Genomic DNA, 12,999 nt, shown 5'->3' with positions numbered 1-12,999 from the left:
AGCGCCCACCGGGCGGCCAAGCCGAACCTGAAGCCGGCTCAGGCGGGCACCGCCTCGGCCTCGCTGCACACCCGGTTGCGACCGCCGTTCTTGGCCGCATACAGCGCCTGGTCGGCGCGCTGCAGCAGGCTCTCGCGGCTGTCGCCGGGGCGCGCGCTGCTGACCCCGAAACTGGCGGTGACCCGGCCGACTTCGGCGAAGGGGCTGTCCTGCAGCAGCCGGCGCAGGCTCTCGGCCAGGTGGCTCGCCTGGTCGGCGTCGGTCTCCGGGCAGATGACGATGAACTCCTCGCCGCCCAGGCGGCAGAGGCTGTCGATGCGCCGCAGGCGCGCGCCGATGCGCCGGCACAGTTCCTGGAGCACGCGATCGCCGGCGTCGTGGCCGAAGCCGTCGTTGATCCACTTGAAATGGTCGATGTCCAGCATGATCAGGCTGAGCGGGCGCTGGGTGCGGCTGCGCCGTTCCAGCTCGCCGGCGAGCTGCTCGAGGAAGTAGCGACGGTTGTGGATGCCGGTCAGCGGGTCGGTGATGGTCAGGGTGCGCAGCTCTTCCTCCACCTGCTTGAGGCTGCTGATGTCGGTGATGAAACCGTGCCAGAGCACCGAACCGTCGGCCAGCGGCTCCGGCATCGCCTCGCCGTGCAGCCAGCGCTGGCCGCGCTGCGGCAGCTGCACGCGGTAGTCCTGCTGCCAGCGGGTGAGGGTCAGTGCCGACTGGCGGATCGAGTCGATGACCCGCTCGCGGTCCTCGGGGTGGATGCGCTGGATCGCCGGGCCGGCCTCGCTGCGTACCTCCTCCGGCGTGACCTCGTAGACCTCGCGGATGCCGGCGCTGGCGTAGGGGAAGCAGCTGCGGCCGTCGGGGTACAGGCGGTACTGGTAGATGGTGCCGGGGATCTGCGCGCCGAGTTTCTCCAGCAGCCGGCTGCGCTCCTCCAGGGCCTGGCGGGTGCGCAGGCGCTCGCCGATGTCGAGGGCGATCAGCAGGTAGCCGCCGAGCTGGCCGTCGGCCTCGAGGATGGCCGACAGCATCAGGGTGACGTGCAGCGGCTCGCGGTTGCGGTGCAGCAGCACGGTGTCCAGCTCGCGGTGCTGGCGGGGCGCGAGCAGGGCGGCGAGCAGCGCCGGGGCGTTGTCGGGTACCTCCGCCAGGCCGGCGGCAGCGGCCAGTCGCGGGGCGTCGAGCAGCGGGTCGAGGAGCTGGCCGTGCAGGCTGCCGCGCTCGTGGCCCAGCAGGCGTTCGGCGCCGGCGTTGAAGGTGCGGATGCGGCCGTCGGCGGTGACGCCGATGATCGCCACCTGGGTGGCGGCCTCGAGCAGCCCCTGCAGGCGCGCGTGGCTCTGGCGCAGCTCCAGCTCCAGCGCCTTGCGTACCGAGATGTCGACGTGGGTGCCGATGATCCGTGCAGGCTGGCCGTCGGGCAGGCGTTCGACCACCTTGCCGCGCGCCAGCAGCCACAGCCAGCTGCCGTCCTTGCAGCGCAGGCGCTTCTCGCAGCGGTACATCGGCGTGCGCCCGGCCAGGTGCTCGTGCAGGGTCTGCTGGCAGCGCGCGGCGTCTTCCGGGTGCAGGCGGCCGCGCCATTCCTCGGGCGTGTCGCCGATCTCGTCCTCGGCGTGGCCGAGCAGGGACTTCCACATCGGCGAGAAGTAGATGCGGTCGCGGATCAGGTCCCAGTCCCACACCCCGTCGCCGATGCCGTCGAGGGCCAGGGTCCAGCGTTCCTCGCTGATGCGCAGCGCCTCGCGGCTTTCCTGCAGCTCGGTGGTGCGCCGCTCGACCAGCGCCAGGGCGCGCTGGCGCTGGCTGAGCAGGACGAACAGCAGGGTGCCGAGCAGCAGGCTGAGCGCCACGCCCGGCACGGCGACGCTCCAGACGGGCAGGAGCGGGTGCTGGGCCAGGAAGCTGGCGGTGGGGCGGATCACCAGGCGGTAGTGGTGGCGCGCGGCGTGCAGGTCGCGGCTGGCCTGCAGCGCGCTGTCGGGCGCCGGGGTGCCCAGGCGGTACAGCGGTGCGCTGCCGGGCTGGCCGAGGTCGTGCAGCTCCAGGGCCAGGTTGTTCAGGGTCTGTACGGTCTGCCCTTTCTCCAGCAGCTGGTGCAGGCTGATCGAGCTGAACAGTGCGCCGCGCAGCGGCGCTTCGTTCCGTCCGGCGTGCTGGAGGATGGCGGCGTCGCGTACCGGGGCGACCAGCAGCAGGCCGAGGCGGTCGCTTTCGGCGCCGCTGGTGAAGCGCAGGATGGCGCTGCGGCTGATGCGGTCGTCGCGCAGGGCCTGCTCCAGGGCTTCGCCGCGGGGGCCGGGCGAGGCCATGTCCTGGCCCAGCGGCAGATCGCTGACGCTGCGCGACAGGCTGAACAGCAGCGGGAGGTAGCGCTCGCGGGGCTGCAGCGGATGCAGCTGGCCGGCGGCATCGGCCTCGCGCAGCTGGAAGCGGCTGCCGACCTGGGTTTCGGCGCGGCGGGCGAAGGCTTCCAGCTGCTCCTCGCGCCGCTCGGCGTCGATCGGCAGCAGCGGCGCCCAGGACAGCACCAGATGGTCGTCCAGCAGCGGACGGACGAACTGCTCGAACTCGCTGCGGGTCACTTCGCCCGAGCTTTCGAAGAAGCGGCGCACGCTGTCGAGGTCGCGCTGGCGCACCTGCAGGCGTTCCTCCAGGCGGTTGAAGTGCTCCTCGGCCTGGTGCTCGAACTGCTGGCGGTGCAGGGCCTGACTGTCGTGCCACAGCTGGCGGGTGAGCAGCGCGGTCAGGGCCAGGCCGGTCAGGGTCAGCAGGCCGCACAGCAGCAGCTGGCAGCGGCGTTGGCAGCGGCCGGACGTGGCATCGCGGGGGGCGGGCATGGGGCTCCTTGTCCGCCGCGGGAGGGCAGGGAGGCGGGCGGACGACGGTGCCTAGGATACCGTTCGGCTTGTCGGTTTTGCAGCAGTGTGATGGGGTCGACAGTTTGCTGTGTGACGAAATCGACGGTTTTTCGCCGCGGGAGTCAGTCCGACGTCGCTGGCTGGCGCTGCCACAGGGCGTAGTGCACCTGGCCGGTGTGCTTCTCGCGGTGCAGGCGCCAGTTGCCCGGCAGGCCGAGGGTCGAGGGCGCGCTCTCGCTTTCCGTGTAGATCCAGGCGTCGGCCGCCAGCCAGCCGCGGCCCTCCAGCTGGGCGCAGGCGGGGGCGAGCAGGTCCCTGTGGAATGGCGGATCGAGGAACACCAGATCGAAGGGCTCGGTGCTCGCGCCCTGCAGGTGCTGCAGGGCATCGGCCTGGCGCACCTCGGCGTTGCCGGCGCGCAGCAGCTCGAGGTTGCCGCGCAGGGCGCTGGCGGCGGCCGGGTTGAGCTCCAGCGCCAGGCCGCGGCTGGCGCCGCGCGACAGGGCCTCCAGCAGCAGGGCGCCGCTGCCGGCGAAGGGGTCGAGCACGCGGGCGCCTTCCACGTAGGGCGCCAGCCAGTTGAACAGGGTCTCGCGCACGCGATCCGGCGTCGGCCGCAGGCCGGGAGCGTCGGGGAAGCTCAGGCGCCGCGAGCGCCACTCGCCGCCGATGATGCGCAGCTGGCCCTGCCCCTGGGGCTGGCTGGCGGAGGGCTTGCGGGCGGGCTTGGTGCTGGGACGGGCCATCAGTGCTCCGGTACGCCGGCATTCTGCGCGGCGGGACGTTCGACGGGAGGCGGCAGCGGCTGCTGCGCGACGGTGGGGCCGCTGGAGACCACCACGAAGGCATCGGCATCGAGGTGGCGGGCCATGGCCGCGCGCACCTGCTCCACGCTGAGCTGCTGCACCTGGTTCATGAAGTCTTCCAGCTGGGTGCTCGGCAGGTCGTAGAAGCCGATGGCGGCCAGTTGGCCGACGATGTCGGCGTTGCTGGCCGTGGACAGCGGGAAACTGCCGGCCAGCTCGCGCTTGGCCTGCTTGAGTTCCTCCTCGGTCGGCCCCTGGGCGACGAAGTCGCGCACCAGCGAGCGCACCAGCTCGAGGGTGGCCTCGCTCAGTTCGGCGCGGGTCTGCACGTTGATCATGAACGGCCCGGCCACCTGCATCGGGGTGAAGCCGGAGTAGATGCCGTAGGTCAGGCCGCGCTTCTCGCGCACCTCCTCCATCAGCCGGGTGCCGAAGCCGCCGCCGCCGAGGATCTGGTTGCCGACGTAGAGCGCGGCGTGATCCGGGTTGCGGCGGTCGATGCCGAGCTGGGCGAGCATCAGGTGGGTCTGCTGCGAGGGGAACTCGATGTGCTGGCGCTTGGCCGCGGGCGCCGCGGGCGCGGGCGGCGGCGGCAGCGCCGGCCCCTTGGGCAGGGCGGCGGACAGCCGGGCGGCGATCGCTTCGGCCTCGGCGCGGGAGAGGTCGCCGACCAGGGCGATCACCGCGTTGCCGGCGGCGTAGGCGCGGGCGTGGAAGGCGGCCAGCTGCGCGCGGTCGAGGGCGGGAATGCTCTCCAGGGTGCCGTCGCTCGGCCGGGCGTAGGGGTGCGCACCGTACAGCTGCTGGAACAGGGCGATGCTGGCCAGCTTGCCGGGGTTCTGCTTCTGCTGCTCGAGTCCGGCGAGGATCTGGTTCTTCAGCCGCGCCAGGGCGCCTTCCGGGAAGGTCGGCGCGCCGACCACCCGGGCGAACAGGGCCAGCGCCGGCTCGCGCTGCTCGGCGGCGGACAGGCTGCGCAGCGAGGCCACCGCCATGTCGCGATAGGCGCCGTTGCCGAACTCGGCGCCGAGGCCCTCGAAGCCGGCGGCGATGGCGGTGGTGTCCTGGCCCTCGATGCCCTCGTTGAGCATGGCGTTGGTCAGCATGGCCAGGCCGGGATGCTCGCCGTCCTGGCTGCTGCCGGCGGCGAAGGTCAGGCGCAGGTCGAACATCGGCAGTTCGCGGGCCTCGACGAACAGCACGCGGGCGCCCTCGGCGGTGTTCCAGCGCTGGATGTCCAGGGCGCGGCGCGCCGGCGCCTGGCCGTTGAGCTTGGCCAGCGAGGCGATCGCCGGTGCCGCGGCCGGCGCGCTGCCGGTGGCGGGCGTCGCCGGGGCCGGGCTGTCCGGTCCGGCCGCCGGGCGGCTGATCAGCAGGAGCAGGCCGAGCAGGCCGAGCAGTGCGACTATCAGCAGTAGGTGGCGCTTATTCATGGCGGGTCTCCTTGGCCTGCTCCAGCGGCAGCACCTGGGCCAGGGTCAGTCGTTCGCGCTGGAACAGGCGCCGCGCGGCGGCCTGGATATCGGCGGGGGTGACCGCCCTGAGGGCTTCGAGATCCTGGTCGAGCAGTTGCCAGGACAGGCGGACGGTCTGCAGCTGGCCGATGCTGGTGGCCTGGCTGGCGATGGAGTCGCGCTCGTAGACCAGGCCGGCGATCACCTGGGCCTGCACGCGTGCCAGTTCCTCGGCGCTCGGCGCCTGGGTCTTGAGGGTCTCCAGCTCCTGCCACAGACCGGCCTCGACCTGTTCGAGGGTCTTGCCCTGCTGCACGTTGGGCCGCGCCGACAGCACGAACAGGCTGTCGCCGCGGGTGAAGGGGTTGTACCAGGCCGAGGCGCCGGTCACCAGTTCCTGCTCGCGCTCCAGGCGGCTGGACAGGCGCGCGCTGTAGCCGCCGTCGAGCAGCGCGGCGATCAGGCGCAGGGCATGCACCTCGCGCGGGTTGTCGCTGCTGGCCAGGCCCGGCACGTTGAAGCCCATCAGCAGGCTGGGCAGCTGGGTCTTGACCCGCAGGGTCAGGCGCCGCTCGCCGAGGGCCGGCAGTTCCAGCGGTGCCTTGGCGGCCGGCAGCGGGCGTGCCGGGATGGCGGCGAAGTGGCGCTGGGCGAGGGTCTTCACCTCGTCGGCGGTGACGTCGCCGACCACCACCAGGGTGGCGTTGTTCGGGCTGTACCAGTCGTTGTGCCAGGCGCGCAGGTCGTCCACCGACATGCGCTCGAGATCGCTCATCCAGCCGATGGTCGGGTTGCGGTAGCCGGTGGCCGGGTAGGCGGCGGTCTTGAAGCGCTCGAAGGCCAGCGAGGCGGGGTTGTCCTCGGTGCGCAGGCGGCGCTCCTCCTTGATCACCTCGATCTCGCGGGCGAACTCGTCGGCGGGCAGGCGCAGGCCAGCCAGGCGGTCGGCTTCCATTTCCAGGGCGACTTCCAGGCGGTCGCGCGCCAGTACCTGGTAGTAGGCGGTGTAGTCGTCGCTGGTGAAGGCGTTCTCCTCGGCGCCCAGCTCGCGCAGGATGCGCGAGGATTCGCCGGGGCCGAGCTTGCTGCTGCCCTTGAACATCATGTGCTCGAGGGCGTGGGACAGGCCGGTGAAACCGGGGCGCTCGTAGCTGGAGCCGACCTGGTACCACAGCTGGGACACCACCACCGGGGCGCGGTGGTCCTCGCGCACGATCACGGTCAGGCCGTTGTCCAGGCGGAACTGGTGGGTCGGCTGCGGCACGGCGGCCTGGGCGGCCGGCGGCAGGCCCAGGGCAACCAGCAACAAGCCGGCTAGGCGGCGTGTGAATGCGTTCATCATCAGTGACCTGTCAGACTGCCGGCCGGTTTTGGCGCCGGCGGGCGAGGAGGTGCTAGGATACCCAACCGATTTCCTGGCGGCCACGTCAGTGCGCAGCCGCCCACTTGAGATGCAAGCCGTCCATGTTTGGTTCCAAAGACGACAAGAAGACTCCGGATGCCGGAGAAAAGAAAGGCCTGTTCGGCTGGTTCCGCAAGAAGGCGCAACCTGAGGCCGTCGAGCAGCCGGTGGCCGAAGTCGAGCCGGCTGCAGCTGAGCCGTCGGGGGCGGTGCCGGCGGCCGAGCCCGCACCGGCAGTGACCGCAGCCGAGCCGGCCGCTTCCCCCAGCGTGGCTCCGGTCCAGGCCGAAGCCCCGGTCGCCGCCCCGTCCGCCCCGGTTGCCGTGCCGCCGCCGGCACCCGCTGCCAGGCCCGAGCCGCTGGCGGAGCCCGTGGCCGCGGCCCCGGTGGCCGCGGAGAAGCCTGCCAAGCTCGGCTTCTTCGCCCGTCTCAAGCAGGGCCTGGCCAAGACCAGCGCCAGCATCGGCGAGGGCATGGCCAGCCTGTTCCTCGGCAAGAAGGCCATCGACGACGACCTGCTCGACGAGCTGGAGACCCGCCTGCTGACCGCCGACGTCGGCGTCGAGGCGACCAGCGCGATCATGCAGAGCCTGACCAGGCGCGTGTCGCGCAAGGAGCTGGCCGACAGCGACGCGCTGTACCAGGCGCTGCAGGAGGAGCTGGCCGCCATCCTGCGCCCGGTCGAGCAGCCGCTGGCGATCGAGGCCGGCAGCAAGCCCTACGTGATCCTGGTGGTCGGCGTGAACGGCGCCGGCAAGACCACCACCATCGGCAAGCTGGCCAAGAAGCTGCAGGACGAGGGCAAGAAGGTCATGCTCGCCGCCGGCGACACCTTCCGCGCCGCCGCCGTCGAGCAGCTGCAGGTGTGGGGCGAGCGCAACGGCATCCCGGTGATCGCCCAGCACACCGGCGCCGATTCCGCCTCGGTGATCTTCGACGCGGTGCAGGCCGCCCAGGCGCGCGGCATCGACGTGCTGATCGCCGACACCGCCGGCCGCCTGCACACCAAGGACAACCTGATGGAGGAGCTGAAGAAGGTCCGTCGGGTGATCGGCAAGCTCGACGAGAGCGCGCCGCACGAGACCCTGCTGGTGCTGGATGCCGGCACCGGACAGAACGCCCTCAGCCAGGCGCGCCTGTTCCACCAGGCGGTCAGCCTCAGTGGCCTGGCGCTGACCAAGCTGGACGGCACCGCCAAGGGCGGGGTGATCTTCGCCCTGGCCAAGCAGATGGCGCTGCCGATCCGCTACGTCGGCGTCGGCGAGGGCATCGACGACCTGCGCCCGTTCGAGGCCGAGGCCTTCGTCAAGGCGCTGTTCGCAGGACAGGAGAGCGCATGATCCGTTTCGAGCAGGTGGGCAAGCGGTATCCCAACGGCCACGTCGGCCTGCACGAACTGAGCTTCCGCGCCCGGCGCGGCGAGTTCCTCTTCGTTACCGGGCACTCGGGGGCCGGCAAGAGCACCCTGCTGCGCCTGCTGCTGGCGCTGGAGCGGCCGACCAGCGGCAAGCTGCTGCTGGCCGGCCAGGACATCGGGGCCATCGGCAATTCCGAGATTCCCTTCCTGCGCCGGCAGATCGGCGTGGTGTTCCAGAACCACCACCTGCTGTTCGACCGCAGCGTGTTCGACAACGTCGCCCTGCCGCTGCAGATCCTCGGCCTGCCGCGCGCCGAGATCGAGCAGCGGGTCGGCGAGGCGCTGGAGCGGGTATCGCTGAAGGACATGGGCGAGGCGCTGCCCGCCGACCTGTCCAGCGGCCAGCAGCAGCGCGTCGGCATCGCCCGTGCGGTGGTGCACCAGCCGGCCCTGCTGCTCGCCGACGAGCCCACCGGCAACCTCGACCCGCGCCTGGCGGCCGAGATCATGGGCGTGTTCGAGGACATCAACCGTATGGGGACCACCGTGCTGATCGCCAGCCATGACCTTGCCCTGATCGCGCGCATGCGCCATCGCCTGCTGACCCTGCAACGCGGTCGCCTGATCGGCGACGGAGAGCCCAGCTGATGGGGGCCAGCAAGCAACTGCCGCGCGGCGCCGAGGAAGGCGCCCCGGAGCAGCGCCAGCGCCGCCTGCAGGAGGCCGAGACCACCGACTGGGGTGGCCTGCTGCGTGCCTACCTGGACAGTCATCGCGCCAGCCTGGCCGACAGCCTGCGTCGCCTGGCCCGCCAGCCGTTCAGCAGCTTCCTCACCTGCCTGGTGATGGGCATCGCCCTGGCGCTGCCGATGGGCCTGTCCCTGCTGCTGGACAGCGTCGAGCGCCTCGGCGGCTCCTGGCAGCGCGCCGCGCAGATCTCGGTGTTCCTCGACCTGGAGGTGGCCGACGTCGAAGGCCAGGCGCTGCGCGAGCAGATCGCCGGGATGGACGGCGTGCTCGCCGCCGAGTGGATCAGCCGCGAGCAGGGGCTCGAGCAGCTGCAGCAGCACTCCGGCCTCGGCGATGCGCTCAGGGAACTGCCGGACAACCCGCTGCCGGCGGTGGTGCTGGTCACCCCGCAGGAGGTCGACAAGGCCGGCCTGGAGGCACTGCGCGCGCGCCTGGCGGAGCTGCCCGGCGTCGAGCAGGCGCAGCTCGACCTGCTGTGGGTCGAGCGCTTGGGCGCCATCCTCCACCTCGGCGAGCGCTTCATCTTCGGTCTGGCCGTGGTGCTGATCCTCGCCCTGCTGCTGGTGATCGGCAACACCATCCGCCTGCACATCGAGAACCGCCGCGCCGAGATCGAGGTGATCAAGCTGGTCGGCGGCACCGACGGCTACGTGCGCCGGCCGTTCCTGTACACCGGCGCCTTCTACGGCATCGGCGCCGGCCTGCTGGCCTGGGGCGTGCTGGAGTACGGGCTGAACTGGCTGAACCAGTCGGTGGTCGGCCTGGCCGGGCTGTACGACAGCGACTTCGCCCTCGGCGGCGTGCCGGCCGAGGACGGCCTGTCGTTGCTGGTCGGTGCATTGCTGCTCGGCTGGGTCGGTGCCTGGCTGGCGGTGGCGCGCCACCTGCGCCAGCTCGCCCCGCAGTGAGACGAAGCGTCGTTACTCCGTTGTAAGTTATTGTTTTGTAAGGGTTTTCCGGCTTGTAAGGGAACTTTTCGCGGGCATTCACAGTCTTATCGGCACAGTGCTATAGTCACCAGCCGATTCGGTAACCTGGAGGATGTCCATGTCCACCTCTCTGCAGCCTGTCTATGCCCTGGCTCCCGGCGCCAACCTGGAGGCCTACGTGCATTCGGTCAACAGCATCCCGTTGCTGTCGGCCGAGCAGGAGCGCGAGCTGGCCGGGCGTCTGTACTACGAGCAGGATCTCGAGGCTGCGCGGCAGATGGTGCTCGCGCACCTGCGCTTCGTCGTGCACATCGCCCGCAGCTACTCCGGCTACGGCCTGGCCCAGGCCGACCTGATCCAGGAAGGCAACGTCGGCCTGATGAAGGCGGTCAAGCGCTTCAACCCGGAAATGGGCGTGCGCCTGGTGTCCTTCGCCGTGCACTGGATCCGCGCCGAGATCCACGAGTTCATCCTGCGCAACTGGCGCATCGTCAAGGTCGCCACCACCAAGGCGCAGCGCAAGCTGTTCTTCAACCTGCGCAGCCAGAAGAAGCGCCTGGCCTGGCTGAGCAACGCCGAGGTCGAGGCAGTGGCCGAGAGCCTCGGCGTCGAGGCGCGCGAAGTGCGCGAGATGGAGAGCCGGCTGACCGGTCAGGACATGGCCTTCGATCCGGCCAGCGACGCCGACGACGACACCGCCTTCCAGGCTCCGGCCCACTACCTGGAAGACAACCGCTACGACCCGGCCCGCCAGCTGGAGGAGGCCGACTGGAGCGACAGCGCCAACGCCAGCCTGCACGACGCGCTGGACGGTCTCGACGAGCGCAGCCGCGACATCCTCCACCAGCGCTGGCTGGCCGAGGAGAAGGCCACGCTGCACGAGCTGGCGGCCAAGTACAACGTCTCCGCCGAGCGCATCCGCCAGCTGGAGAAGAACGCCATGACCAAGCTCAAGGGGCGCCTGCTGGCCTGACCGGCAAGCGCCGCGCAACGCGAAAGCCGCATCCCCGGGTGCGGCTTTCGCGTTTCTGCGCGCTACAGACGCTGGAGGTAGTGGCTGCCGCCCAGCTGCCACATCTGCTGGCGGATCCAGTTCGCCCGGCGGCTGACGTAGGCGCTCGGCCGGCCGGCGCTCCAGGTGCGCGGGCTGGGCAGCACGGCGGCGAGCAGGCTGGCCTGCTGGCGCGACAGGTAGGGGGCGCCCCGGCCGAAGTGGTGGCGCGCCGCCGCCTCGGCGCCGAACACGCCGTTGCCCCACTCGGCGCTGTTGAGGTAGACCTCGAGGATGCGCTGCTTGGGCCACAGGGTCTCGATCAGCAGGGTGAACCAGGCCTCCAGGCCCTTGCGCAGCCAGCTGCGCCCGGACCACAGGAACAGGTTCTTGGCCACCTGCTGGCTGAGCGTGCTGGCGCCGCGCAGGCTGCCGCCGCGCTCGTTGTGCGCCAGGGCGGCGCGGATCGCGGCCGTGTCGAAGCCCCAGTGCTCGGCGAACTTCTGGTCCTCGGCGGCGATCACCGCCACCTTGAGGTCGTCCGGCAGCTCGGTCCACGGCCGCCAGGTGCGCTGCAGGTCGATCGGCTCGCCCGTGAACCACGATTCCAGCTTGCGCTCGACCATCAGCGCCGTGCCCGGCGGCGGCAGCCAGCGCAGCAGCAGCACGACGAGGACGCTGGCGAGCAGGGCGCCGAGCAGTGTGCGGGCGGCGAGGGCGGACAGGCGGCGGAGCGGGAGGCGACGCATGGCGGACCGGGGCAGGGCGGACGAAGGCGCCAGTATAGCGGCCCGCCCGCAGCGCTGCCGGCAGTCCGTCGCGCCGGCGGGTTTGCCAGCGCCGGCGGGGGCGGCGATCATGTGCCGCTGTCGCCCCCGCCGGAAGCCTGCCATGTCCCGCCTGTTCGTCCTGTTCGCCGCCGTCTTCGGTCTCGCCGGGGTCGGCCTCGGCGCCTTCGCCGCCCATGGCCTGCGTGGCCGTCTCAGCCCCGAGTACCTGGCGGTATTCCAGACCGGGGTGCTCTACCAGCTGGTCCACGCCCTGGCCCTGCTCGGCGTCGGCGCGCTCGCCCTGCACTGGCGCTCGCGCCTGCTGGCGGCGTCCGGCGGCCTGTTCGCCGCCGGCATCCTGCTGTTCTCCGGCAGCCTGTACCTGCTGACCCTGAGCGGCCTCAGGGTCGGCATGGTCACCCCGCTGGGCGGCGTCTGCTTCCTCGCCGGCTGGCTGTGCCTGGCGCTGGCCGCCTGGCGGGCCCGGCCGCAGGCCGGCTGAGCCGCCTGGCCGGCGCCTTGGTCATCCCCTGCGATCGGCGCTAGAATGCCGGCTTTCCCTGAGTTTGCGAGCGGATACCCATGCGCATTCAGCTGAATGGCGAAGCTCTCGATCTGCCCGACGGCCTGTCCGTCGCCGACCTGCTGAGCCGCCTCGACCTGGCCGGCAAGCGCGTGGCGGTCGAGCTCAACCTCGATATCGTGCCGCGCAGCCAGCACGCCGTCACCCGGCTCGGCGACGGCGACCGGGTCGAGGTGGTGCATGCCATCGGCGGCGGCTAGCGTCCGGAGCCCGTCCGTCCCCCGTTTCCGCCCGTTCGAATGGAGCCTCCCATGACCCAGTCCTCCCGCACCGACAAGCCGCTGGTTCTCGCCGGCCGCACCTACAACTCGCGCCTGCTGGTCGGTACCGGCAAGTACAAGGATCTCGACGAGACCCGCCGCGCCATCGAGGCTTCCGGCGCGGAGATCGTCACCGTCGCGGTGCGCCGCACCAACATCGGCCAGAACCCCGGCGAGCCGAACCTGCTCGACGTGATCAGCCCGGACAAGTACACCATCCTGCCCAACACCGCCGGCTGCTACGACGCGGTGGAGGCGGTGCGCACCTGCCGCCTGGCCCGCGAGCTGCTCGACGGTCACAAGCTGGTCAAGCTGGAAGTGCTGGCCGACCAGAAGACCCTGTTCCCCAACGTCATCGAGACCCTCAAGGCCGCCGAGACCCTGGTCAAGGACGGCTTCGACGTGATGGTCTACACCAGCGACGACCCGATCATCGCCCGCCAGCTGGCCGAGATCGGCTGCATCGCGGTGATGCCGCTGGCCGGCCTGATCGGCACTGGCCTGGGCATCTGCAACCCGTACAACCTGCGCATCATCCTCGAGGAGGCCAGCGTGCCGGTGCTGGTGGATGCCGGCGTGGGCACCGCGTCGGATGCGGCCATCGCCATGGAGCTGGGCTGCGAGGCGGTGCTGATGAACAGCGCCATCGCCCACGCCCAGGACCCGGTGCTGATGGCCGAGGCGATGAAGCACGCCATCGTCGCCGGCCGCCTGGCCTACCTGGCCGGGCGCATGCCGAAGAAGCTGTACGCCAGCGCCTCGTCGCCGCTGGAAGGCTTGATCCGTTAATCGTCCGGACGGCGCCCGGCGCCGTCCTCCCCACACGCGAGCCCTGC

The 12,999-nt window shown here is 71.3% G+C and carries 12 protein-coding genes; 7 read left to right on the top strand and 5 right to left on the bottom strand.

Annotated features, from left to right (window positions below):
• Positions 1-38 precede the first annotated feature (38 nt).
• The 4 genes from RA210_RS17340 to RA210_RS17325 form a co-directional block, all read right to left on the bottom strand.
• Positions 39-2,840, bottom strand: coding sequence for a diguanylate cyclase (locus RA210_RS17340; protein ID WP_201487415.1), 2,802 nt, complete (start codon positions 2,838-2,840; stop codon positions 39-41).
• Between the two features lie 143 nt (positions 2,841-2,983).
• Positions 2,984-3,607, bottom strand: a complete 624-nt coding sequence (rsmD, locus tag RA210_RS17335; protein ID WP_136490977.1) for a 16S rRNA (guanine(966)-N(2))-methyltransferase RsmD — start codon at positions 3,605-3,607, stop codon at positions 2,984-2,986.
• Complete coding sequence (locus RA210_RS17330; protein WP_201487414.1) at positions 3,607-5,100, bottom strand: M16 family metallopeptidase; 1,494 nt, start codon at positions 5,098-5,100, stop codon at positions 3,607-3,609. Before RA210_RS17330 ends, rsmD begins: the two co-directional genes overlap by 1 nt.
• Positions 5,093-6,460, bottom strand: coding sequence for a M16 family metallopeptidase (locus RA210_RS17325; protein WP_201487413.1), 1,368 nt, complete (start codon positions 6,458-6,460; stop codon positions 5,093-5,095). Before RA210_RS17325 ends, RA210_RS17330 begins: the two co-directional genes overlap by 8 nt.
• Before the next feature lie 125 nt (positions 6,461-6,585).
• On the opposite strand from RA210_RS17325, the gene ftsY reads away from it, so the two are divergent.
• The 4 genes from ftsY to rpoH all read left to right on the top strand — a co-directional run bounded on the left by ftsY (position 6,586) and on the right by rpoH (position 10,532).
• Positions 6,586-7,863 (top strand): signal recognition particle-docking protein FtsY, encoded by a 1,278-nt coding sequence (gene ftsY / locus RA210_RS17320; RefSeq protein ID WP_201487412.1) that lies wholly within the window; start codon positions 6,586-6,588, stop codon positions 7,861-7,863.
• Positions 7,860-8,528: a cell division ATP-binding protein FtsE gene (gene ftsE / locus RA210_RS17315; protein ID WP_136490437.1), complete on the top strand. Its 669-nt coding sequence runs from the start codon at positions 7,860-7,862 to the stop codon at positions 8,526-8,528. The genes ftsY and ftsE overlap by 4 nt, the downstream gene beginning before the upstream one ends.
• Positions 8,528-9,538: a permease-like cell division protein FtsX gene (gene ftsX / locus RA210_RS17310; RefSeq protein ID WP_201487411.1), complete on the top strand. Its 1,011-nt coding sequence runs from the start codon at positions 8,528-8,530 to the stop codon at positions 9,536-9,538. The genes ftsE and ftsX overlap by 1 nt, the downstream gene beginning before the upstream one ends.
• Positions 9,539-9,677: 139 nt before the next feature.
• On the top strand, positions 9,678-10,532 hold the full coding sequence (rpoH, locus tag RA210_RS17305) for an RNA polymerase sigma factor RpoH (RefSeq protein ID WP_136490439.1): 855 nt from the start codon (positions 9,678-9,680) through the stop codon (positions 10,530-10,532).
• A 62-nt stretch (positions 10,533-10,594) separates the two neighbouring features.
• Here the strand turns inward: rpoH and mtgA are convergent, their stop codons facing one another.
• Complete coding sequence (gene mtgA, locus RA210_RS17300; RefSeq protein WP_136490440.1) at positions 10,595-11,299, bottom strand: monofunctional biosynthetic peptidoglycan transglycosylase; 705 nt, start codon at positions 11,297-11,299, stop codon at positions 10,595-10,597.
• 142 nt (positions 11,300-11,441) lie between these two features.
• Here mtgA and RA210_RS17295 point away from each other — a divergent pair, with 142 nt between their 5' ends.
• From RA210_RS17295 to RA210_RS17285, 3 genes are all read left to right on the top strand, one after another.
• Positions 11,442-11,822, top strand: coding sequence for a DUF423 domain-containing protein (locus RA210_RS17295; RefSeq protein WP_136490441.1), 381 nt, complete (start codon positions 11,442-11,444; stop codon positions 11,820-11,822).
• A gap of 80 nt (positions 11,823-11,902) precedes the next feature.
• Positions 11,903-12,103, top strand: coding sequence for a sulfur carrier protein ThiS (gene thiS / locus RA210_RS17290; RefSeq protein ID WP_136490442.1), 201 nt, complete (start codon positions 11,903-11,905; stop codon positions 12,101-12,103).
• Between the two features lie 51 nt (positions 12,104-12,154).
• Positions 12,155-12,952: a thiazole synthase gene (locus tag RA210_RS17285; RefSeq protein WP_136490443.1), complete on the top strand. Its 798-nt coding sequence runs from the start codon at positions 12,155-12,157 to the stop codon at positions 12,950-12,952.
• Positions 12,953-12,999 lie beyond the last annotated feature (47 nt).

The organism is Pseudomonas sp. OF001, from assembly GCF_904426495.1.
Lineage (GTDB): Bacteria > Pseudomonadota > Gammaproteobacteria > Pseudomonadales > Pseudomonadaceae > Geopseudomonas.
This window is presented reverse-complemented; position numbering and strand designations above follow the sequence as displayed.

Coding starts and splice junctions, on each gene's coding strand:
- RA210_RS17330 (WP_201487414.1), bottom strand. CDS start 5,100: ATGAATAAGCGCCACCTACTGCTGATAGTCGCACTGCTCGGCCTGCTC.
- rpoH (WP_136490439.1), top strand. CDS start 9,678: ATGTCCACCTCTCTGCAGCCTGTCTATGCCCTGGCTCCCGGCGCCAAC.
- RA210_RS17295 (WP_136490441.1), top strand. CDS start 11,442: ATGTCCCGCCTGTTCGTCCTGTTCGCCGCCGTCTTCGGTCTCGCCGGG.
- RA210_RS17340 (WP_201487415.1), bottom strand. CDS start 2,840: ATGCCCGCCCCCCGCGATGCCACGTCCGGCCGCTGCCAACGCCGCTGC.
- RA210_RS17285 (WP_136490443.1), top strand. CDS start 12,155: ATGACCCAGTCCTCCCGCACCGACAAGCCGCTGGTTCTCGCCGGCCGC.
- thiS (WP_136490442.1), top strand. CDS start 11,903: ATGCGCATTCAGCTGAATGGCGAAGCTCTCGATCTGCCCGACGGCCTG.
- ftsE (WP_136490437.1), top strand. CDS start 7,860: ATGATCCGTTTCGAGCAGGTGGGCAAGCGGTATCCCAACGGCCACGTC.
- mtgA (WP_136490440.1), bottom strand. CDS start 11,299: ATGCGTCGCCTCCCGCTCCGCCGCCTGTCCGCCCTCGCCGCCCGCACA.
- rsmD (WP_136490977.1), bottom strand. CDS start 3,607: ATGGCCCGTCCCAGCACCAAGCCCGCCCGCAAGCCCTCCGCCAGCCAG.
- ftsX (WP_201487411.1), top strand. CDS start 8,528: ATGGGGGCCAGCAAGCAACTGCCGCGCGGCGCCGAGGAAGGCGCCCCG.
- ftsY (WP_201487412.1), top strand. CDS start 6,586: ATGTTTGGTTCCAAAGACGACAAGAAGACTCCGGATGCCGGAGAAAAG.
- RA210_RS17325 (WP_201487413.1), bottom strand. CDS start 6,460: ATGAACGCATTCACACGCCGCCTAGCCGGCTTGTTGCTGGTTGCCCTG.